Origin of the sequence: Alteromonas sp. 38, assembly GCF_902506055.1 — a bacterium.
GTDB lineage: Bacteria > Pseudomonadota > Gammaproteobacteria > Enterobacterales > Alteromonadaceae > Alteromonas > Alteromonas lipotrueae.
Genome location: NZ_LR733300.1, coordinates 2,472,458 through 2,494,047, shown reverse-complemented (window position 1 = coordinate 2,494,047; position 21,590 = coordinate 2,472,458). Strand labels below are relative to the sequence as shown.

The 21,590-nt window shown below is 43.8% G+C and carries 20 protein-coding genes and 5 tRNA genes; 8 read left to right on the top strand and 17 right to left on the bottom strand.

What is annotated here, in order from left to right; all coding sequences use genetic code 11:
• Nucleotides 1–43: 43 nt before the first annotated feature.
• From FLAVO9R_RS10800 to lolB, 16 genes are all read right to left on the bottom strand, one after another.
• Entirely contained in the window at nucleotides 44–1,447 is a 1,404-nt protein-coding gene (locus FLAVO9R_RS10800; RefSeq protein ID WP_159531183.1) for an alanine/glycine:cation symporter family protein, read from the bottom strand.
• A gap of 291 nt (nucleotides 1,448–1,738) precedes the next feature.
• Nucleotides 1,739–1,814, bottom strand: a tRNA-Gln gene (locus FLAVO9R_RS10795).
• A gap of 41 nt (nucleotides 1,815–1,855) precedes the next feature.
• Nucleotides 1,856–1,931 (bottom strand) — tRNA-Gln (locus tag FLAVO9R_RS10790).
• A gap of 4 nt (nucleotides 1,932–1,935) precedes the next feature.
• Nucleotides 1,936–2,020: transfer RNA gene (locus tag FLAVO9R_RS10785), tRNA-Leu, on the bottom strand.
• A gap of 40 nt (nucleotides 2,021–2,060) precedes the next feature.
• Nucleotides 2,061–2,137 (bottom strand) — tRNA-Met (locus FLAVO9R_RS10780).
• 172 nt (nucleotides 2,138–2,309) lie between these two features.
• Nucleotides 2,310–3,242: a peptidylprolyl isomerase gene (locus FLAVO9R_RS10775; protein ID WP_232370628.1), complete on the bottom strand. Its 933-nt coding sequence runs from the start codon at nucleotides 3,240–3,242 to the stop codon at nucleotides 2,310–2,312.
• Nucleotides 3,243–3,423: 181 nt separating this feature from the next.
• On the bottom strand, nucleotides 3,424–4,515 hold the full coding sequence (gene ychF / locus FLAVO9R_RS10770) for a redox-regulated ATPase YchF (RefSeq protein ID WP_159531181.1): 1,092 nt from the start codon (nucleotides 4,513–4,515) through the stop codon (nucleotides 3,424–3,426).
• A gap of 38 nt (nucleotides 4,516–4,553) precedes the next feature.
• Nucleotides 4,554–5,135 carry an aminoacyl-tRNA hydrolase gene (gene pth / locus FLAVO9R_RS10765; RefSeq protein WP_126873900.1) on the bottom strand — a complete coding sequence of 194 codons (582 nt, stop codon included), beginning with the start codon at nucleotides 5,133–5,135 and terminating at the stop codon, nucleotides 4,554–4,556.
• Nucleotides 5,136–5,140: 5 nt separating this feature from the next.
• On the bottom strand, nucleotides 5,141–5,773 hold the full coding sequence (locus FLAVO9R_RS10760) for a 50S ribosomal protein L25/general stress protein Ctc (RefSeq protein WP_159531179.1): 633 nt from the start codon (nucleotides 5,771–5,773) through the stop codon (nucleotides 5,141–5,143).
• A 223-nt stretch (nucleotides 5,774–5,996) separates the two neighbouring features.
• Nucleotides 5,997–6,998, bottom strand: a complete 1,002-nt coding sequence (gene ahr / locus FLAVO9R_RS10755; protein WP_159531177.1) for an NADPH-dependent aldehyde reductase Ahr — start codon at nucleotides 6,996–6,998, stop codon at nucleotides 5,997–5,999.
• Between the two features lie 101 nt (nucleotides 6,999–7,099).
• Nucleotides 7,100–7,555, bottom strand: a complete 456-nt coding sequence (locus FLAVO9R_RS10750; RefSeq protein ID WP_159531175.1) for a ribose-phosphate pyrophosphokinase — start codon at nucleotides 7,553–7,555, stop codon at nucleotides 7,100–7,102.
• An 89-nt stretch (nucleotides 7,556–7,644) separates the two neighbouring features.
• Complete coding sequence (locus tag FLAVO9R_RS10745; protein WP_159531173.1) at nucleotides 7,645–10,038, bottom strand: putative bifunctional diguanylate cyclase/phosphodiesterase; 2,394 nt, start codon at nucleotides 10,036–10,038, stop codon at nucleotides 7,645–7,647.
• 320 nt (nucleotides 10,039–10,358) lie between these two features.
• Complete coding sequence (locus FLAVO9R_RS10740; RefSeq protein WP_208806010.1) at nucleotides 10,359–11,297, bottom strand: ribose-phosphate pyrophosphokinase; 939 nt, start codon at nucleotides 11,295–11,297, stop codon at nucleotides 10,359–10,361.
• A gap of 43 nt (nucleotides 11,298–11,340) precedes the next feature.
• Nucleotides 11,341–11,416 (bottom strand) — tRNA-Gln (locus FLAVO9R_RS10735).
• Nucleotides 11,417–11,421: 5 nt separating this feature from the next.
• Nucleotides 11,422–12,327: a 4-(cytidine 5'-diphospho)-2-C-methyl-D-erythritol kinase gene (ispE, locus tag FLAVO9R_RS10730; protein WP_159531171.1), complete on the bottom strand. Its 906-nt coding sequence runs from the start codon at nucleotides 12,325–12,327 to the stop codon at nucleotides 11,422–11,424.
• Nucleotides 12,328–12,437: 110 nt separating this feature from the next.
• Nucleotides 12,438–13,058 carry a lipoprotein insertase outer membrane protein LolB gene (gene lolB / locus FLAVO9R_RS10725; RefSeq protein ID WP_159531169.1) on the bottom strand — a complete coding sequence of 207 codons (621 nt, stop codon included), beginning with the start codon at nucleotides 13,056–13,058 and terminating at the stop codon, nucleotides 12,438–12,440.
• A 114-nt stretch (nucleotides 13,059–13,172) separates the two neighbouring features.
• On the opposite strand from lolB, the gene hemA reads away from it, so the two are divergent.
• From hemA to kdsA, 6 genes are all read left to right on the top strand, one after another.
• Nucleotides 13,173–14,447, top strand: a complete 1,275-nt coding sequence (gene hemA / locus FLAVO9R_RS10720; protein WP_159531167.1) for a glutamyl-tRNA reductase — start codon at nucleotides 13,173–13,175, stop codon at nucleotides 14,445–14,447.
• Nucleotides 14,448–14,462: 15 nt separating this feature from the next.
• A complete protein-coding gene (prfA, locus tag FLAVO9R_RS10715) occupies nucleotides 14,463–15,548 on the top strand; it encodes a peptide chain release factor 1 (protein ID WP_159531165.1) in 1,086 nt (361 codons plus the stop codon).
• 4 nt (nucleotides 15,549–15,552) lie between these two features.
• Nucleotides 15,553–16,419 carry a peptide chain release factor N(5)-glutamine methyltransferase gene (prmC, locus tag FLAVO9R_RS10710; RefSeq protein ID WP_159531163.1) on the top strand — a complete coding sequence of 289 codons (867 nt, stop codon included), beginning with the start codon at nucleotides 15,553–15,555 and terminating at the stop codon, nucleotides 16,417–16,419.
• 85 nt (nucleotides 16,420–16,504) lie between these two features.
• Nucleotides 16,505–18,079, top strand: a complete 1,575-nt coding sequence (locus FLAVO9R_RS10705) for a DUF3369 domain-containing protein (RefSeq protein ID WP_159531161.1) — start codon at nucleotides 16,505–16,507, stop codon at nucleotides 18,077–18,079.
• Nucleotides 18,080–18,157: 78 nt separating this feature from the next.
• On the top strand, nucleotides 18,158–18,529 hold the full coding sequence (locus tag FLAVO9R_RS10700; RefSeq protein ID WP_159531159.1) for a SirB2 family protein: 372 nt from the start codon (nucleotides 18,158–18,160) through the stop codon (nucleotides 18,527–18,529).
• A 24-nt stretch (nucleotides 18,530–18,553) separates the two neighbouring features.
• Nucleotides 18,554–19,408, top strand: a complete 855-nt coding sequence (gene kdsA / locus FLAVO9R_RS10695) for a 3-deoxy-8-phosphooctulonate synthase (RefSeq protein WP_159531157.1) — start codon at nucleotides 18,554–18,556, stop codon at nucleotides 19,406–19,408.
• A gap of 61 nt (nucleotides 19,409–19,469) precedes the next feature.
• On the opposite strand, the gene FLAVO9R_RS10690 is transcribed toward kdsA, so the two are convergent.
• Nucleotides 19,470–19,757 carry a hypothetical protein gene (locus FLAVO9R_RS10690; RefSeq protein ID WP_159531155.1) on the bottom strand — a complete coding sequence of 96 codons (288 nt, stop codon included), beginning with the start codon at nucleotides 19,755–19,757 and terminating at the stop codon, nucleotides 19,470–19,472.
• A 228-nt stretch (nucleotides 19,758–19,985) separates the two neighbouring features.
• Here FLAVO9R_RS10690 and FLAVO9R_RS10685 point away from each other — a divergent pair, with 228 nt between their 5' ends.
• On the top strand, nucleotides 19,986–20,879 hold the full coding sequence (locus tag FLAVO9R_RS10685) for a transcriptional regulator GcvA (protein ID WP_159531153.1): 894 nt from the start codon (nucleotides 19,986–19,988) through the stop codon (nucleotides 20,877–20,879).
• A 30-nt stretch (nucleotides 20,880–20,909) separates the two neighbouring features.
• On the top strand, nucleotides 20,910–21,578 hold the full coding sequence (locus tag FLAVO9R_RS10680) for an alpha/beta family hydrolase (protein ID WP_420838755.1): 669 nt from the start codon (nucleotides 20,910–20,912) through the stop codon (nucleotides 21,576–21,578).
• The last annotated feature ends 12 nt before the right edge of the window (nucleotides 21,579–21,590 follow it).

Sequence of the window (21,590 nt, the reverse complement as noted above, 5' to 3'; positions counted from 1 at the left end):
TTAGTTAGCGGCCACTGCCTTTTATTACTGCTTAATGTTTCGCTTACCAAATACCGTCTTCAGATTTACCCTGAATTTCACAGTCTCCAGCTTTATATTCTACCTTTTCACCCCTATCGCGCTTAGCAAAGTAATCTTTGCTGATAGAGACAATGGTAGGCGTCATCCACACAATCGCGGTGATATTAATAACAGTCATTAACCCTAATGCCATATCGGCCATGGCCCATACTTGCGGCATAGCAGCTTGAGCGCCCCAGTAAATCATACCCAGGTAACCTATTGTGTAGGCGGCTCGACCCGCGCGGTTATCGAGTTTGAACATATGTAAGTTACTTTCGCCGTAGGCATAGTTAGCCACAACCGAAGTGAAGGCGAATAAGCTAATAGCGGCGGCAACAAAGTCAGTTCCCCCTTCGCCTAAGTGGCTGCTCATTGCATCTTGGGTTAATCTAATGCCTTCCATTTGATCGGAGTTAGACCCGCCGGCAAGCAGAATAATAAAGGCGGTAGAGGTACAAAGCACCATAGTATCTAAAAACACGCCCAGCATTTGAATGTAGCCTTGTGACACTGGGTGGTTAGGGTTAGGTACCGCGCTGGCCGCTGCATGAGGCACAGAGCCACTTCCGGCTTCGTTTGAGTATAACCCTCGTTGTATACCGTTTTTAATCGCTGCCCCTAGCGCGCCAGCTCCCGCTTCTTGCAATCCAAATGCAGATTTTACGATATCCATCAGCATCGCAGGTAGTTCTGAGATGTTGATAAAGGTAATTCCCAATGCCACTAATACATAACCAATACCCATAAAAGGCACAACAAACTCAGCAAATCTAGCAATACCGCGTAAGCCACCTATTACGATTAAAGAGGCTAGGGCAATAATCGCTATGCCTGTGTATTCGCTGGGAAATTGATACGCGTTGTTTAATGCATCCGTGATGGTGTTTGCTTGCACCGCACTAAAGACAAAGCCGTAACCGAAGAAAAGACATAAAGAGAAGGCTACCGCTAACCAGGTTTTATTCAAACCTTGTTTAATGTAATACGCAGGGCCGCCACGAAACTCACCGTTTTCATCACGTACTTTGTAAAGTTGCCCTAACACGCTCTCTGCGAAGCCTGTGGCCATGCCTAATATGGCAATCATCCACATCCAGAAAATAGCCCCCGAGCCACCAAGCGAGATAGCTACAGCTACCCCTGCTAGGTTACCGGTACCTACTCGGGCTGATAAACTAGTACACAATGCCTGAAAAGAACTAATACCTTCTTTTGAGGATTTATTGCTTCCTTTCAATAAGGAAAACATGTGACCAAAATGACGTAATTGAACACCACCTAATTTAACGGTAAACCAAATACCACACACCAATAGCATTATAATTAATACTTGGCCGTTACCCCATAAGACGTTATTCACCGCCGAGACAAAGTCGTATATCACGCGTTTTCCTTTGTTTTTGTTGTGAGACTCGTAGAAATCCTAAAGAGGCTGTTACTCGCTTAAAGGCAAGTACCTTAAAAGGCTAATATCTAAATCGAGAGTACTTTAAATGAATACACCTTAACTAAAGCATCGTAGAAGAAAGTATCTTGCAGGAGAGCGCTCAAAAGACACAGTAAGCAAATATAGTAGCATGTGGGAAAAAAGAGTGAAGAGGGAATAAGTAGTTAGATTACAACTTTATTTAGGTCTAAAAACAAAAAACCGGTCGAAGGACCGGTTTCTTATGTATGGCTGGGGTAGCAGGACTCGAACCTACGAATGGCGGGATCAAAACCCGCTGCCTTACCAACTTGGCTATACCCCAAGTGATAACCACGCAGCAAAAGCGCAATTACTAGGAAAAAATGGCTGGGGTAGCAGGACTCGAACCTACGAATGGCGGGATCAAAACCCGCTGCCTTACCAACTTGGCTATACCCCAACTGTGGTGCGGAAGGAGAGACTTGAACTCTCACGCCGTGAAGCACTGGAACCTAAATCCAGCGTGTCTACCAATTCCACCACTCCCGCACAGTCAGAACCTCAAGAGAAGTTAGATAAAAAGAAAAATTGGTGGCTATGGCGAGATTCGAACTTGCGACCCCATCATTATGAGTGATGTGCTCTAACCAACTGAGCTACATAGCCTCCGGCTTTTTCTTTTCCCTCTCAGGAAGTGGCGCGTATTATGCGGATATGACTGGCGACCGTCAACCCCTTTTTTACTAACTTTTTCTAAGTGGCTAATATCTGTGCGTTCAGGTCTAAAATCTAGTCAAAGTGCAGTGAATTTAATCAAATATCGCCAATAAACCTAAACTTAATTCCATGGCGTTGATGAAGTTTTAGTCTGGTAATAGCAAACATCGATAGGTCTAGGACTATAAATTTTGTCATGAAAGAAAGAATTATTGAGTGTTTGTCCAGTTTTCATACGTTTTTGGTATTCAGGGTGTGAGGGAAGCTGAATATAATACAGTTTACCCGACGTATCTTTGTTACCTGCGTAACTATTTTTAATTTGGCTCTTATCTGAAGGCACTTCAATAACGCCACTATTCTCTATTGGGCCCCTAGGCAATTGCTGCAATACTTCCATCCCCTCAAGTACTCGTCCAATAACAGACATATTTCGGTCTAAATGTCTGGGGGCTTGGCCAATCACAATATAAAACTCCGTGCTGGCAGTGTCCTTTTCACTATTTCGGGCAAAAGCGACCGTGCCAGGGCAGTGAAGCGCCCACATCTCATTTCGAGCGCTGTCTATTCCTACAGGAAACCCATTTAGAAAACCTGTAGCGGGGGCAAACATGTCATTTTCTTCTATAACAACCGCAGAGGATGAAAGTGGGGTAACAAACTCAGCCTTCAACTTATCGGTTCCTTGCGAGGGGGTATGGCTTTCATTACTTCCTCCTTGGGCTACGAAACCGTCTACCACGCGGTAGAAGTACTGCTGTTGATAAAAATCACGCATAATCAATTTACGAAAGCGTTTTACATGATGGGGCGCTAAAGCTGGGTTCAGCGCTATGACGACATCACCGTAGTGTGTCTCAAGGGTAACGATATGTTTAGTAGGCACCTTGTACCATTTGTTGGCTATGTTGGTATCCAGCAGGAGCTTTTCTTTTATCAGAGTATCCTCAACGCTTTTCCCATGGTCATTTGCGGAAACAATACCTACACCAGAAAATGCCACACAGAGCGAGACAGACAGTGCTGAAAGTGAACATATGAGGTTTTTTATCATTTTATTTGTAAGCCCTAATGTGAATCTTATTATAAGCACTGTTATAAGTGCCATTTGATGTGTTTAAAGTACCGAGTCATTGCCTGTTAAATCAACAACTAATTCTACAGGCAATAAAAAACCACCTCTAAGGGTGGTTTTTGTAACGTTAAAAGAAAGGCTAGCCTAGGCTACATTCTTATTACACGTTAAATCTAAAGTGAATTACATCGCCATCTTTAACAATGTATTCTTTACCTTCTAAACGCCACTTACCGGCGTCTTTAGCACCTTGTTCACCGTTGAATTCAACAAAGTGATCGTAGCTAACGATTTCGGCACGAATAAAGCCTTTCTCGAAGTCGGTGTGAATCTTACCTGCTGCTTGTGGTGCAGTTGAGCCTTCTGGGAAGGTCCAAGCGCGTACTTCTTTTACCCCTGCTGTAAAGTAGGTTTGAAGAGTCAACAAGTTATAGCCTGCACGAATAACACGGTTAAGACCTGGTTCTTCAAGCCCCATGTCTTGCATGAATTCTTCACGCTCATCGTCTTCAAGCTCGGCAATGTCAGACTCGATAGCGGCACATACTGCAACTACAACGGCGTTCTCGCTTTCGGCGATAGCGCGTACTTTGTCTAAGTATGGGTTATTTTCGAAACCGTCTTCGTCAACATTAGCAATGTACATGGTTGGCTTGAGGGTAAGCATGTTCATGTAGCTGATTGCCGCGTGCTCTTCTTTAGTTAGTTCTAAAGAACGAAGTAATAAACCTTCATCTAAATGAGGCTTAATTTTTTCCAATACTTTAAGTTCATACTTAGCATCAGAGTCGCCACCTTTAGCGCGTTTAGCAACACGATGTAGGGCTTTTTCTGTGGTTTCTAAGTCTGAAAGTGCAAGTTCGGTATTGATAATATCAATATCGTCTTGTGGGTTAACTTTGCCTGCAACGTGAACAATATTTTCGTTGTCAAAACAACGAACCACGTGGCCAATGGCATCGGTTTCACGAATGTTAGCTAAGAATTTATTTCCTAAGCCTTCACCTTTTGAAGCCCCTTCAACCAAACCTGCAATATCAACGAATTCCATCGTGGTTGGAATAACACGTTGAGGGTTTACAATTTCAGCCAGTTTGTCCAAGCGAAGATCCGGTACAGGTACAACGCCTGTATTGGGCTCTATGGTACAAAAAGGGAAGTTTGCCGCTTCAATACCTGCTTTTGTCAGTGCATTAAAGAGTGTTGATTTACCTACGTTTGGTAGTCCAACAATACCGCATTTAAAACCCATGGTAGGGATCCTTGTCTGGAATTAGTACTAGCTCAGGCTCACGCCTTAAAGGAGTGTAGCCGATTTTGCGCTTGCTTTAGGTCGTTTTTAAGGAGTATTTCAGTACAGCGCACAGCTTCGTCAATGACACTTTCTATGGCCATTTTTTCTTCAGCGGGGGGCTTACCTAATACATGTCCGGTAACACGGCTTTTGTGACCCGGATGTCCAATACCAATACGCAAGCGTAAGAAGTCTTTATTGTTACCCAATTTTGCCACAATGTCTCTAACACCATTTTGACTAGAGCTACCGCCGATTTTGTATTTTGCTACACCGGGAGGTAAGTCGAGTTCATCAAAGGCCACTAAAATTTGTTCGGGTTCAATACGGTAGAAATTGGCTAATGCCGCTACAGCCTGACCACTCTTATTCATAAAAGTTGTAGGGTAGAGTAAGCGCACATCTTGCCCAGCAATAGTCACGCGGGCGGTTTTACCGAAAAATTTGGATTCTGGTTTTAGCGGGGTATTGAAGGTGTCGGCAAGTTGGTTGAGAAACCATTCACCGGCATTGTGTCGGGTATTATCATATTCGGGGCCTGGATTTCCCAGGCCCACGATAAGTCGGATATCAGCCAAGCTGATTATTCCTCAGAAGCTGCTTCTTCGTCGCCTTCTTCTGCATCAGCTGCTTTAGGAGCAGGCTTAACAGTGACTACTGCAAGGTCGTGAGTCTCGTCGTCTTTTCCAAGCTCAACAGAGGTGATACCAGCAGGTAGTGTAAGGTCAGACAAGTGAAGAGTAGAGTCCATTTCAACGTTAGCAATATCTACTTCGATGAATTCTGGAAGATCTTTAGGCAGACACGTAATTTCGATTTCGTTTACGTGGTGCTCAGCGATACCGCCAGCTTTGATAGCTGCAGACTTGTCTTCGTTGATGAAGTGAAGAGGTACGTTAGTGTGTAACTCTTGACCTGCGATTACGCGCTGGAAGTCAACGTGAAGAATACGAGGCTTAAAAGCGTGACGTTGCATGTCTTTAACAAGTACTTCAACAGCTTTTCCGTCTACGTTCAAAGTAAGAACGTGAGAGTAGAACGCTTCAAAATCAGCGGCGTTGTTTACTTTGTTGTGCTCAAGAGTAATCGACACTGGTGCTTCTTCACCACCGTAGATGATACCAGGAAGCTTGTCTTCACGACGTAGGCGGCGGCTCGCACCTTTCCCTAGGTCTGTACGTACAGTAGCGTCCAGAGTAAAAATTGCTTTAGACATTATATGTCTCCAATAAAAAATTAAGAATGTAAGTTCTTGCGACCAGAACCTACTGTTATAGGGCGTTGTAGCTACAAATTGTATACAACAATCGCCGCCTCAAATTTTGAGGGCGGCGAATTCTAACACCGAGGCCTATAACATACAAATTTTACTTGGCGGGTGTGCTTATGTTAGCGAGGCTTCATAATATTGGAAGCTTTACTTAGCACTAACCTAAAGCCTATTTAGTTAGCACAACACGATAATGAGCCTTGCCATCACGAAGTCGTTGTACTGCTTCATTAACCTCGTCGAATTTAAAGGTTTCTGTCACCGGCGCAATATTATGCAGCGCTGCAAATTCCAGCATGGTTTTAATGGTTGCAGGGCTACCTACTGGCGAACCTGATACTGAACGTTGACCTCCAATAAGATTAAACGCCCCTATATCTAAAGGCTCTAATGTTGCACCAACAAAGTGTAAACGGCCTTTAGGCGCTAGAGTCGATAAGTACAAGTTCCAATCAAGCTTCACATTCACCGTAGAAATAATAAGGTCAAACTTGCCAGCAGCCGCTTTAAGTTCGTCTTTATCACGGCTATTTAAGGTTTCGTGAGCGCCTAGCTCTAACGCTTCTTTTTTCTTCGATTCACTTGAAGTGAAAGCAACAACCTTACATCCCCATGCATTTAAGAACTGCAATGCTAAGTGACCTAGGCCGCCAATACCTACCACGCCAACCACTGAGGTGGGTTTAATATCAAATTGTACTAATGGGTTAAATACGGTGATACCACCACAAAAAAGTGGCCCTGCTGTTTTAGGATCTACACCGTCAGGAAGAGGAACTACCGCAGTAGCTTGCGCACGTACTTTATCGGCAAATCCACCGTGGCGACCGCCAATTGTCATTGTGGCATTAGAACATAAATTTTGATCGCCAGACTCACAGGTGCCACAGCTATTACAATAGCCGGCGTGCCAGCCTAAGCCAACTCGCTGACCTACTTTCAATGACGTAACGTGTTCGCCTACCGCATTTATTGTCCCTACCACTTCATGGCCTGGTACAAATGGGTATTCACTAATACCCCATTCATTATCCAACATGCTTAAATCACTATGACAAATGCCGCAGCTCTCCACGTCTATCTCAACATCGTGAGAGGCTAATTCGCCAGGATCATATTCAAACTTTTCCAGTTTTCCACCTGGCTCTTTTGCTGCATATGCATTAATCATTTGTTACTCCTAGTCTTATCAGTGACGTTTGTACGGCGTAGCTAGCCGTAATCGATCACCGGTTCCTTTTTCCAATCAACCACTGCTTAGTCAAAGCATGCTTAGTGAGTGGGTGCGTTTCCTATCACTCTGCTGGCGTCGAGAATTTCTACACTTTCAACCTGTAACACGGTGCCGTATTGGGTGATAGTCATAAGGTCCGGCATAGGCATGCCGGTTATCTTAACGATTAAGCCATTTCTATGAAATTTCTTATCCAGTTTTTGAAGCGTGTAGCGGTCCCCATTTTCAGCAATAAAGGCGTAAAAACCGCCTTCCATTTCTTTGTACACAATAGTGCCTGTTAGGGTGACTTCACTAGCTTCACCTGACGCGCTAAGACGTTTTTGTTCCGCAGTTTTAGCCACTAAGGCTTGCTGAGGCTTTTCATCTGCTTTTTCAGTCATAAGGGGCTCTTCTTTAACATCTACAGTGGCGTCATCTTCATTAGAGCAGCCAACAAGGGCTAATAGTAATGTGGCGGCTGACAGCGTAGATAATGTGCGAGTAAATTTCATAAATGCCTCTTTTATAGTTTTTTGTTAGATACTAACGGTAAACCGAAAGTGGCCACATGGCTACAAAGAAAGACTACTTTAAAGCAGGTTTAGTTCTCTTTATTTTGAATGTCGGGCCATTTACTGATGAAATTTTGAGCGTGTTCGGCGGTCATCGGGCGACCATAGAAAAAGCCCTGGGCATTCGTAAAACCTAGCTGTTGTAACAAAGTGGAAACTTCTCGGGTCTCTACACCTTCTGCAGTGGTTTGCAAGTGTAATGCATTAGCCAATTGTAGTATTGCTGACAAGATAGATTCCGCATTTGCACTGTTTACGTTTTGAGTGTGTTCTGACGCGGCAATAACGAAACTTCGGTCTACCTTAAGCTTGTCAAAAGGGAAACGTTGAAGGTAAGACAGTGAAGAGTACCCTGTACCGAAATCATCCAATGCGATACGAACGCCTTGCTCTCTTAAGCTATTTAAAAGCATGATTGTGCTGTCGCCATCACACATTAATGATGATTCAGTTAACTCAAGTTCTAATCGAGAAGCGGGCAGACCGGTTGCTTTAAGCGCCTTGATCACCGTAGTGAGTAAATTGGTTCGCTCAATTTGAACGGGAGAAACATTCACAGCAACTTGAAGCGGTGCAGGCCAGTTCATGGCATCACTACAGGCCTGTCTTAAGACCCATTCCCCTAACTGGACTATCATGCCATTTTCTTCAATAAGGTGAATAAAATCGGTAGGCGACACGACGCCTCGTTCGGGGTGGTGCCAACGAACCAATGCTTCAAAACCGATTAGCGTATTATCGCTAAACCGAATTTGAGGCTGGTAGAGCACAACAAAGTCGTGGTCTGCAAAGCTCTGACGAAAATCACTTAGCAGCGCCAATCTCAACATGGCATACTCATCGAGTTTAGGATCGTAGAAGCAAAGTTTGTTTTTACCGCTCGCCTTGGCTGCATATAGTGCCATGTCGCTGGCACGTTGAAGAGACACTGGGGACACACCATCCATTGGCGCGTTTGCTACCCCAATGCTGGCGCCTAAATCAAACGAGTGCTCTTGATGTAGCCATGGTTCAGCTAATAAGTCGTGGATTTTCTGCCCGAAACGTGTTGCTTCCAGAGGCGTAAGGCTATTTTTGAAAACCCAAGCAAATTCATCACCCCCCAGTCTTGAGAGCAAGACATTCTTTGGTGTGATTTCTTGAAAACGACATGAAATTTCTTTTAATAACGCATCACCAGCTAAGTGGCCTAACGTATCGTTAATCACTTTAAAATTATCAAGATCTAACGTAACTAAGGTTATATCCTTGATTATTTCAGGGGCGTTCAGTTCAGCTTCAACGACAAAGCATTCTTGTAATGTTTTGGAGAATAAGTGGCGGTTAGCCAACCCAGTTAAAGAGTCGATATTAGCTAAAAACGTCATCTCTTTTTCGCGAAGTAGCGCATCTGTCACATCAGTGCTTACGCCGCGCCAGCCAGATAAGTTACCCGTACTATTAATAAGAGGTTGGGCAGTCAGCGACCACCATTTAGTATCGCCATTGACTTCAATAGGAATGTTATCTTGTGTGAAGGGCTCATTCTGTTGAAAATTGGTCGCTAATTCTCTCACTACGTGCTGGTTCGCCGCAGATGTGCTGTCTGAAAGTAAGTTTAAAAAATGGCTGCCAGAGAGTTGTTGTACAGGTTTCCCTAAAACATGTTGCATACGTAACGAGACATGCTTCAAACATCCGTGACTATCAATTTCCCATAGCCAATCACTAGCGTTTTCTTCAAAATCTTTCAACAACAACCCTACAACCTGGCGTTGATGTTCTATCGCGGTTTCTGCCATTAATCCGCGAACAAAACGTTTCGATGTAACCAGCACCACACAGCTTAGATATATCCAATAGATCAACAGCAATGCAGATATAAATAAATACTCGCCAAAGTAACTTATGTGGATACCTACTGATACCCCCAAGGTTAAGAACAAAACCCAAAATAACGCGGCTGCGGGTAAGGACGCAAACTGCCAAGCGCCAGTTGCAATAAATGCTGCAATAATAGCAACTAAGATAATCTTACCTTGGGTATCCAATACTCCAAGTAATACGGTCGTCATTTGCGCATATAAAACAGCCGCCAATCCCAACATGAGTGCCAAGATAAATTGAACCCGCTTAGAGCCGGTATTCTCAATTTTTCGTTTAACCAATAAGTACCAAGCAATAACATCACCGGCTGCGATAATAAGTAATGACAACGACCATGCAATCATGAAATCACTATTAATAAGGTCATTAGCAAAAACGGAACACAAAATAACGATGAGAACAGTTGCACTGCTGGCAAGGGGAAGTTGTCGAGATAGAGAGTCAATTTGCCGGGCACGATAGTAGTTAGCCAGCTCAGACGTAGCATCGGGGTCGGTCCAAAATCGACTTAACCAATACCAAAATGCTGTTGACGAGCGAGTTTTTCTTACATTCACTAACCGCTCCTTTTTTATTATTTGTATTTGAACGTGGCTTGTAAGAAAACTCACGTTAGGAACAACTTTTTTAACAGACTGATCGTGGTTGAAATTCGACCGTTAGTCTACGACTTAGTCTACGAGTGTTAATAATAGTAAAAGAGACACTAAATATTTTACTTTTTTCAGGTGATTTTTAATGTGGAGATGAAGAGGCAAGAATAGTAGGCACAAAAAAAGGGCCCGTAGGCCCTTTTATATATAAATCGTCGAACTGTCATCGCTTAACTTATTCGCGGCGAGAATTCGAGATGAGTACTTGTGACGGTTACTAGAAACTAGTACTCAAACATCGCTGAAATAGACTCTTCGTTGCTGATACGACGAATCGTTTCAGCAAGCATTTCAGATAATGTTAGTTGTTTCACTTTTCCAATCTTCTGCATATCTGCACTAAGCGGAATAGAATCGGTAATGATAATTTCATCGATGACAGATTCTTTTAGGTTCTGTGCTGCGTTACCAGAGAAAATTGCATGGGTGGCGTAAGCATAAACATTACGTGCACCATGGCTTTTCAATGCTTCAGCTGCTTTCGCTAACGTGCCGCCAGTATCAATCATGTCATCCACAATAATACAGTCACGGTCATTAACGTCACCAATTATGTTCATTACCTGAGCAACGTTCGCCTTAGGACGGCGTTTGTCGATAATGGCAAGATCAGCATCGTTAAGTAGCTTAGCGGTAGCACGTGCTCGAACAACACCGCCAATATCTGGCGATACTACAACCGGATCGGCAAAATCACGTTGAACCATGTCGGCCAACAGGATAGGCGTTCCGAATGCATTATCTACAGGTACATCGAAGAAACCTTGAATCTGCTCGGCGTGCAAGTCGATAGTAAGTACTCTATCTACACCAACGTTAGAAAGAAAGTCTGCGACAACCTTTGCAGTAATTGGCACCCGGGCTGAACGAACGCGACGGTCTTGACGCGCATAACCAAAGTATGGAATTACCGCAGTAATACGACCTGCTGATGCGCGGCGCAAAGCGTCGATCATCACGATCAATTCCATTAGGTTGTCATTAGTGGGTGCACAGGTTGATTGGATAATAAAAACGTCCGAACCACGGACGTTTTCATGAATTTCTACGCTAATTTCACCATCACTGAAACGGCCTACTTTGGCGTTTCCGAGTTTGGTATAAAGGCGATCGGCGACTTTCTGGGCAAGTTCTGGTACGGCATTACCTGCAAAGAGCTTCATATCTGGCACAAGTGGGTTCCTCAGTGCGTTGATAAAAGAGGTTTGGCTGGGGTAGCAGGACTCGAACCTACGAATGGCGGGATCAAAACCCGCTGCCTTACCAACTTGGCTATACCCCAATTTTTTATTTCTTGTCCGATGTGGCGTACACGTGCTCTGATTTTTTTAATTTTTGTAATAGCGGTGAGCGATTCACACCTTTTGCAACAAAACTTTGCCAAGCAGCAGGCAGTTTAGCCTGAACTTGTTTAGCGGAAACTTCGTCAGAAAAGGTGGCAAATACGCAGGCACCTGTGCCCGTCATTCGCGACGGTGCGTAGTGTACCAACCACTGTAATAAATTTGCAACTTCGGGATAGCGATTAACGACTAATTGCTGACAATCATTGCGAGTTTTTTCAAATTGGTAGTCTTCCCACTGCATAATTGGTGTATTTCTAGGCAATTGTTCAGCGGTAAATACCTCGGCGGTACTAATATGCACATTGGGGTTCGCCACCAAATACCATTTTTCTTGTTGCGGGGCAGGGGTGATCTCTTCACCTACTCCTGATGCAAAAGCGGTAAGCCCGCGAACAAAAATAGGTACATCGGCGCCTAACTTTAACCCAAGTTCAGCAAGTTCATCTTCTTTTAGCCCCGTCCCCCACAAATGATTCAAAGCGACTAGCGTTGTGGCGGCATTTGAAGATCCGCCGCCAATTCCGCCGCCCATGGGTAAGCATTTTTCTACACTAATGCTAACACCTTTATCAATATGAGCATGTTCAGCTAATAGCTTAGCGGCACGCACAATAAGATTATCTTCATCTTTTACCCCTTCGAGCGGGGTAGCCATAGAAATTTTACCCGAATCATTAATGTCAAAAGCAAGCTTGTCGCCGTAATTAAGCATCTGAAATAAGCTTTGCAATTGGTGATAGCCGTTCGGGTAACGACCATTAATATGTAGAAAAAGATTAAGTTTGGCGGGAGATGGCCACCAATCTGGGCTTATCTCTTGTGGATTCGTTACTTCTGAATTAGTCATGTTTATTTCTTTACTTCCGAGCCTGTCACAACTGAGTTTGTCACGACTTAGTTTGTTACTTCTAGCTTTTTTTAGTGCTAGGTTTGACGCTGCTAGGTTTAGGCTTGAAACTAAAGCAGCGTCCATTCATATATTTTTATTTTTAATTGCGTTGATGGCGGGTTGGGTTGAACCAAATTAATAGCGTGGGGCAGCCACACATTATTGCCTTCGGGGGTAGTCACATTGCCATAGTTAGCATAACTCACTTGCCAGCCTTTACATGCACGACAATTGCTTTCAAGGGTATTAAGCAAACCCTTGTCGGTAAGGGTAAATTTATCATCGGCAAGAGGAAGCCCTTTGATCCACGAAAGTAAGGGGGCGACGGGAATATCCATGCCAGTGGTATAATAGATTAAAGGTTCAGGATCGGCGTCTTCATATACTTCATTACCGGCTTCTAAAATGGCTTTATCACCATTTACATTCAAATCAACCATGGTTACACCGAGTAAATTGGTTAATCGGAAATGAAAATTGGCGTCATCGGTTTTCCACAATAGGTTCGCGCTAGCCCCTTCTTTTTCCTTTCTGAAGGCTATTTTTCCGCGCAATTGCCAGGCATCAACTTGAGCCACCTTTTTAAGCTGGGCGCTAAGGTTGACGGCGTCTTCAGGACCATCAGGTAAGGTGATACAGGCGCTGATAAATAGGCTAACCACTACAAGTAAAAAAGCAAAGCGAATCATTGGGTGTCGTCTTAGGTAAAGTGCATACTTTATGTGAACACAGTTCTACCAACACTTTCAATCATTTTGGGTTTTTCGTACAATGCGCGTCCGACGTTGCCAGCACAGATTTGAATGACTCTACTCGCCCTTGGTATTAACCACAAAACCGCCCCTGTCGCATTGCGTGAAAAAGTGGCTTTTACACCAGACTCTCTGGTGGAAGCGCTTGCGTCATTAAGAAAGGTGGACGGGGTTGATGAGTCGGTAATTGTCTCTACGTGCAACCGCACAGAGCTTTACGTGAACACCCAGCATGAAACTGCGACTGCATTATTAGCGTGGTTATCAAACTTCCACCATGTTGAAGTTGATGAAATTGCCAATAACAGTTATGTGCTTGCCGCAGATGATGCGGTTAAACATATTATGCGGGTGGCAAGTGGGTTAGATTCGCTCATTCTTGGTGAACCGCAGATATTAGGGCAAGTAAAGCAAGCCTTTGGTGATGCCAAACACTCAGGTATGATTAATACCGAGTTTGATAAACTATTTCAGCATACCTTTTCTGTAGCTAAGCGGGTACGCAGCGAAACTGAAATTGGCGCGAATGCCGTCAGCGTAGCTTATGCGGCAGTTCAATTAGCAAAGCATATATTTGCTGAGCTACCCAAGCGCTCGGTGCTACTGGTGGGTGCGGGTGAAACCATTGAGTTAGTGGCACAGCACTTAAAAGAGCAAGGTGTTACTTGTCTAGCGGTAGCGAACCGAACTATTTCTCGTGCAGAAGCCTTGGCTGAAAAATTGGATGCCAGTGTGTATACCCTTTCACAGGTACCGGAACACCTAAAAGATTTTGATATAGTGATCAGCTCTACTGCCAGTCAACTACCCTTAATAGGGAAGGGCATGGTAGAGAAGGCGTTGAAACAACGCAGAAATATGCCCATGTTTTTAGTTGATTTAGCGGTACCTCGTGACATTGAAGCGCAAGTGAACGAATTGGGTGATGCCTATTTATATACCGTAGATGATTTACAGCACATCGTTCAAAAGAATTTACAAAATCGTGAGCAAGCGGCGCTGGAAGCTGAAAAGTTGATTGAGAAGCAAGCTGGCGATTACATGAGCTGGAAGCAGTCTCAACAATCTATTGATTTAGTTAGGCAGTATCGTCAAAAAGGCATGGAACAGCGCGACGATGTAGTAGAAAAAGCATTGGCGCAGTTAACCGAAGGCAAAGACGCCGAAACGGTTTTAAGTGAAATGGCCTATAAGCTAACCAATACATTGCTGCACCCCACAACCCTGGCACTTAGAGAAGCTGCCATGCATGATGACCCGGCGCTGAGTCGGTGGTTGGGGCAGGCATTATCGTTATCTGACACTACGTCAGATATCAAAAAATAAGGTAAACATAAAAATATGAAAGACTCGGTTGTCAGAAAACTCGAAAACTTGGTGGAACGCTTCGAAGAAGTGCAGGCCTTATTGGGCGATCCGCAAGTAATCGGCAATCAAGAAAAGTTTCGTAATTTGTCAAAAGAGTTCAGCCAGCTTGAAAGCGTAGTGGGTGGATTTAATGCCTATCAACAAGCGCAAGAGAATCTTGATTCAGCGAATGAAATGTTGAAAGAAGATGATGCAGAAATGCGTGAAATGGCGCAAGAAGAACTTAAAATTGCGAAAGCGGATATTGAACGCCTAGAAACTGAGTTACAAGTTTTATTGTTACCTAAAGATCCTAACGATGATAGCAACTGTTTCTTAGAAGTCCGAGCCGGTGCCGGTGGTGATGAAGCGGCTATTTTCGCCGGTGATTTGTTCCGTATGTACAGCCGTTATGCAGAAACCAAAGGTTGGCGCGTAGAGCTAGTTAACGCTAACGAAGGTGAGCATGGTGGTTATAAAGAAGTAGTTGCAAATATTAGTGGCGATGGCGTTTACGGTATCTTGAAATTTGAATCAGGCGGCCACCGTGTTCAGCGCGTACCTGACACTGAATCTCAAGGTCGTATTCATACGTCTGCCTGTACTGTTGCAGTATTACCTGAAATCCCTGAATCAGAAGCGATTGATATTAATCCAGCGGATCTTCGCATTGATACCTTTAGAGCATCTGGCGCAGGTGGTCAGCACGTTAACAAAACCGACTCGGCTATTCGTATTACTCACATACCGTCTGGGTTAGTGGTTGAATGCCAGGACGAGCGTTCGCAACATAAAAACCGCGCCAAAGCCATGTCGGTATTGCAAGCGCGTTTGAATAATATTGAAGAAGAAAAGCGTGCGGCAGAAGAAGCCTCTACTCGTAAGAGTCTGGTAGGAAGTGGTGATCGTTCAGAGCGAATCCGTACTTATAATTTCCCGCAAGGGCGTGTCACCGATCACCGCATTAACTTAACGATTTACCGGTTAGATGAAGTGATAGAAGGTGATTTGAAACAGCTTCTTGACCCTATCATGCAAGAGCACCAAGCTGACTTACTCGCCTCGTTGTCAGACGACTAATACCATGCGTATAGACGCCGCATTAGCGTGGGCGATAGCCGAGTTGCACGAAGGCGAGTCGCCAGCAGTTGATGCTAAAGTACTGTTAAGCCATGTGTTAGATAAACCTCAGGTTTATCTATTTACATGGCCTGACAAAACAGTAAACGAGAATGAGTTATCTCAATATAAAACGCTAGTCAGTAAACGTGTTGAAGGCATGCCAGTGGCTTACCTAACGGGCAGCCGGGATTTTTGGACACTGCGTTTAGCTACAACACCCCATACTTTAATTCCTCGCCCCGATACGGAAGTGTTAGTAGAGCAAACTCTTGCATGTATCGCGTCGGAACCGTTTTTCCCAGATCTAGAAAATAATGGGTTAGCGATTTGTGATTTAGGTACAGGCACAGGGGCAATTGCCTTGGCGCTAGCCTCAGAATTACCTAGCGCAAAGGTCACAGGTGTAGATTTACTACATGAAGCCGTTCAACTCGCTACCCGCAATGCTACGCTTAATAACATCTCAAATGTACACTTTAAACAAAGTAGTTGGTTCGATAATTTAGCGAATGAAAAATTTCACGTTATCGTTTCCAATCCACCTTATATAGAAACATCCAGTCCATTTCTTCAGCAAGGCGATGTGCGCTTTGAACCTGCATCAGCACTTACATCAGGCGCTGATGGGCTCGACGATATTAAGCACATTATTGCACTTGCAGCTCCCCATTTATTTGAAGGCGGCTTACTGGCTTTTGAACATGGTTTCGACCAATCAAAAGCGGTTGGCGGCCTGTTAAAAGCCCATGGTTTTGTGAGTATTCGTACCGAAAACGACTATGGTGGGAATGAGCGAGTCACGTACGGTTATCTATCCACAACGTCATAAAAACGTGCTGCCATTATATAGGGACTTGCTAAAAATACGCATTGCATTAGTATTTTAGGAGCATTTGGGGAGTAGGAAGTGATAGATGAGTGATGACTTACTGTTCATCGAAGACGATGAAGATGATGTAGTAGAAGAATTAGGCAGATGGAAAATTCTAATTGTTGACGATGAACCAGAAGTTCATGCCATCACAAAATTGGCACTCAACGACTTTTTCTTGAATGGCAAAACCCTTGAATTCATTAGTGCTTATAACGGCGACGAAGCAAAGCGTTGTTTCGAAGAACATGATGACATAGCGGTGGTTTTACTTGATGTCGTAATGGAAAGTGACGATGCGGGGTTGCTAGTGGCAGAGTATGTTCGCAACGAACTCGACAATCACTTTACCCGCATTATTCTTCGAACGGGTCAGCCAGGGCAAGCCCCTGAAAAAGATGTCATTATTAATTACGACATTAATGACTATAAATCGAAAACAGAACTAACCGCACAAAAGCTGTTTACGGTTATTATTGCGGCGCTGCGTTCTTATCGCGATATTATTGTAATCGAAGAGAGCCGTGCCGGCTTAGAAAAAATTATTGATGCCTCTGTTGATTTGTTTTCATCCAATTCGCTCGAAAAATTCATGCAAGGCATTATTCAACAGCTAGCATCTATCTTAGGCTGTTCGAAAGATGCTGCTTATATTACCACTGCAGTTGCAGCCACTCCCGATGCATCATCTAACCACGGTAGCGAACTGAAACTAAATGAGCTGTATGTTTTTGCAGGTAACGGCGAGTATTCAGACAAAGAAGGCGTGTTGTTAAAAGATGCCGTCTCCGCTGAGCAATATGAACTCTGCAAACGCGCTATGCGCGACCGTGAAATTGTGTACGCAGAAGATCATGTGGTGGCGTATTGTAATAGCAAAACGCAAAACGGTGCTTTGTTATATTTATCGGGGTTACCTCGCCGTATAGGCGAAAATGACAAACACTTGGTTAGACGCTTTTCGAACAGCGTCCAACTCGCCTTTGATAATGTGCTTAAAACCATTGAAATAGAAAGTACTCAAAGAGAAATTATTGAGCGCTTAGGCAAAGCGATGGAGCATGACGATCATGGAAGTAATCACATCACGCGAATGAGTGCGATGGCAGAGATTATAGGCTGTGGCATTGGCATGAATGAAAATGACGTGCGGGTACTAAAGCATGCTATACCACTTCATGATGTAGGTAATTCACGGGTACCTGTTACCATTTTGCGTAAAACTGAGCCATTAACGGAAGATGAAGTTTTTGCTATTCGTCAGCATGCCGAATTTGGCTATCAGATTTTAAAAGATTCAACACGACCCACCATTCAGTTGGCCGCAACATTGGCACGGCAACACCACGAGCGGTGGGATGGTAATGGGTACCCAGAAGGGTTGAAAGGCAGTGACATAAGGTTACAAAGCCGTATTGCAACCCTGTTAGATGTGTTTGATGCACTAATCAATACTCGCCCTTACAAAACTGCTTGGCCATTAGAAAAGGTGGAAAAGGTTATTAAGGCGGAAAAAGGGCGACATTTCGACCCGCTATTAGTCGACTACCTGTTGAACCATATTGAAAAATTCATGGCTATTCAACATCAGTACCCTGATATTCCTGAGTATGTTTAACTTAGTCGAATGTCAGTAAATAACGTACAATAACGAATAATTACATAATCAAAACTCAAGAACGATAGGAATTATTGTATGTATATGATGGCAAAACATCTGCACTTAACGGCAGTAGGATTAAGTATTTTACTGTTTATTTTTCGCTTTGTATGGTCACAATTTGACGCCAGAATTTTAGCGAAAAAGTGGGTTAAAATTGTGCCTCATATTATTGATACTATTTTATTAGCCAGTGCTGTTTGGCTATGTGTGATCTTGTCTCAATATCCCATTGTAAATGCATGGCTCACATTCAAGTTAGCTGGCGTTATTGCTTATATCGTACTTGGTTTATTTGCCCTTAAAAAAGCAAAAACGACCTTAGGACGTTGGGCCTTTTTCATTGCCGCGCTCGTGGTACTGATGACCACTGCGATGGTGGCAGTCACTAAACAACCCTTATTCTAGAAATCAACGGATAACGAATTAATTATGTCTGAATCTCAACAGATCATTCGTGTTGGCGATGTAGAAGTTGCTAATCACTTACCTTTCGTGCTTTTTGGCGGAATGAATGTATTAGAGTCTCGCGATCTTGCCATGCGCATTGCTGAGCATTATGTTGAAGTTACCCAAAAATTGGGTATTCCTTATGTTTTTAAAGCTTCATTTGATAAAGCAAACCGCTCATCGGTAGCGTCTTACCGTGGCCCTGGTATGGAAGAGGGCTTGCGCATATTCGAAGAAATTAAATCTACTTTCAATGTGCCATTAATTACCGATGTTCATGAGCCTCACCAAGCCGCACCTGTGGCTGAAGTGGTAGATGTTATTCAACTTCCCGCGTTTTTAGCCCGTCAAACTGATTTGGTGGTTGCCATGGCTAAAACCGGTAGCGTGATTAATGTGAAGAAGCCGCAATTTCTAGCGCCCCATGAAATGCGTCATATCATGACTAAATTGGGTGAAGCGGGTAACGATAAAGTCATTTTATGTGAACGTGGCAGTAGCTTTGGCTATAACAACCTTGTGGTTGATATGCTGGGTATGGATGCAATGAAATCCTACGCACCGGTAATATTTGATGCTACCCACGCGCTGCAAATGCCAGGAGGCAGAGCAACATCAGCCGATGGTCGTCGTGCTCAAGCGGCACAATTAGCGCGAAGCGGAATGGCGTTAGGCCTTGCTGGGTTGTTTATTGAAGCACACCCGAATCCGGATGAAGCAAAATGTGATGGTCCATGTGCGTTGCCATTGGCAAAACTTGAGCCGTATTTAGCGCAAATGAAAGCGTTAGATGAATTGGTGAAAGGATTTGAGCCGTTAGATACCAGTAATACCTAGGCAAGTCTGATGGCGAATGCCGGTGCGTCGCACCGGCATGCGTATCAGGTGTGGGCGTGTATTATTCGCTTTCAGCAACTAATACAGTAGATTGTTTATTATTTTCTTTTGCCATGGCAAGTAAGTTTTTATGTAACGCAATTTGCGTTTCTTCTGCCAGCAATGCAGCTGACTGCTTTTTAACAACAATGTGAGCGTCGTTTTCAGGCAATACGTCTGCCATGTTTACGCTGGTCATCGCCGTAGCGATTAACGATTGAAGATTGATCTTTTCTGGTTGTACGTTAGCATTCGCAGCAGCGCTTGCAAAAGCCATTACAGATACACTAGCTAGTAGTAGTTTTTTCATTTTCACACCTAATAAAAATAATTTAAAAATATGTTTCCACTTGTTAAATTGCTTAACAAATAGGCTTTGTAAAGAGTTGATATTCGAGGCTCTTTCCAAAGTTCGCGCAAATAATAACCAAAACTCGTGCAAAAATAAAACGAGTAAAAGTATGGGTTATCATTAGTAAAACTAATGCGATCACTGCTACTATAGAATGAGTAGGTCACACAGGATTTATTTCTTAACATGCATCGACGTCTTCCCCCTCTAAACGCCTTAAAAGCCTTTGAAGCGGCTGCCCGGCATTTGAGTTTCACTAAAGCCGCAGATGAGCTTTTTGTTACGCAAGCCGCGGTCAGTCATCAAATTAAAGCGCTTGAAGAATTCTTATCGATGAAGTTATTCATTCGTCGTAACAGAACCTTGTTATTAACCGAGGAAGGTCAGGCTTACTTCCTTGAATTGAAAGATATCTTTAAAAACCTGCAAGAAGCGACGGAAAGACTGTTAGCGCGAGGCAGTAAGGGAGCCATAACCGTTGCCATGCCGCCGAGCTTTGCCAGCCAGTGGTTAGTGCCACGAATTAGTCAATTTAGTGTGGCGCAACCGGACATAGACGTAAGAATAAAAGCGGTAGACTTCGATGAAGGCTTTTTAGACGATGATGTAGATGTTGCTATTTACTATGGCAAAGGCCGCTGGAGTGGGTTGCAAGCAGACAAGCTTCACCGTGAATTCCTAACACCATTATGTTCCCCTATGCTTTTCAATGGCCCTAAGCCATTAACGAGCTTGGCAGATTTACGTCATCATGTGCTGCTTCACGACTTAAGCCGCGCGGCGTGGAAGAACTGGCTTAAGCATGTTGGCGTGTCGGGCGTGAATGTAAACCAAGGTCCGGTTTTTAGTCACTCTATGTTGGTACTTCAAGCGGCGGCGTTGGGGCAGGGGATTGCGTTAGGTAACACGGTACTTGCTCGGCCAGAGTTAGATGCAGGCCGATTGATTATGCCTTTTGAAGAGAAAGTAGAAAGTCGTGATGCCTTTTATTTGGTGTGCGAAGAGTCTCAAGCTGAGTTAGGCAAGATTGCCGCTTTCAGAGAGTGGATCTTAGGCTTGGTTGAAGAAGAGCAAGAATGATGAATTTTACATTTAGAAATAATACAGATAATGAGTCAGTCGATGTTTGATATTGAAATTCATTCGGTAAATACGGATGGAAAGGCTAATGCACCTATAGCACGCCTTATTCTTGCGCACGGCGCGGGTGCCGGTAAGCACCATGAATTTATGCAAGCGATGGCTTCGCAGTTAACTGGCCATAATATTGAAGTGATATTATTTAACTTTCCTTACATGCAAACCATGATGGAAACGGGAAAGCGTAGGCCGCCAGATAAAGCCGAAAAGTTACTCACACACTTCACAGCGCTTATCGATGAGGTGAGCAAAACCCAAATTAGCGTACCTACGTTTATTGGCGGTAAATCCATGGGAGGACGCATGGCGACTATGGTGCTTGATGATGCTGAGTCAATAATAGGCGCGATAGCATTCGGTTATCCATTTCACCCTCCGGGTAAGCCAGAAAAACTCAGAACCGTCCATTTAGAAACGCTCAAAAAACCACTGCTTATACTACAAGGCGAGCGTGATACCTTTGGCACAAAAGATGAGGTGAGTGCCTATGCGTTATCGCGTGGTATTGCGGTTTCTTACTTAGCTGACGGCGATCATAGTTTTAAACCCAGAAAGCAAAGTGGCTTTACGTTAGAGACCCATATAGAATGCGCGGCTAAATCGACAGCTGATTTTATAAAAGCACGCGTAAATAAATAATGAACCACTAAT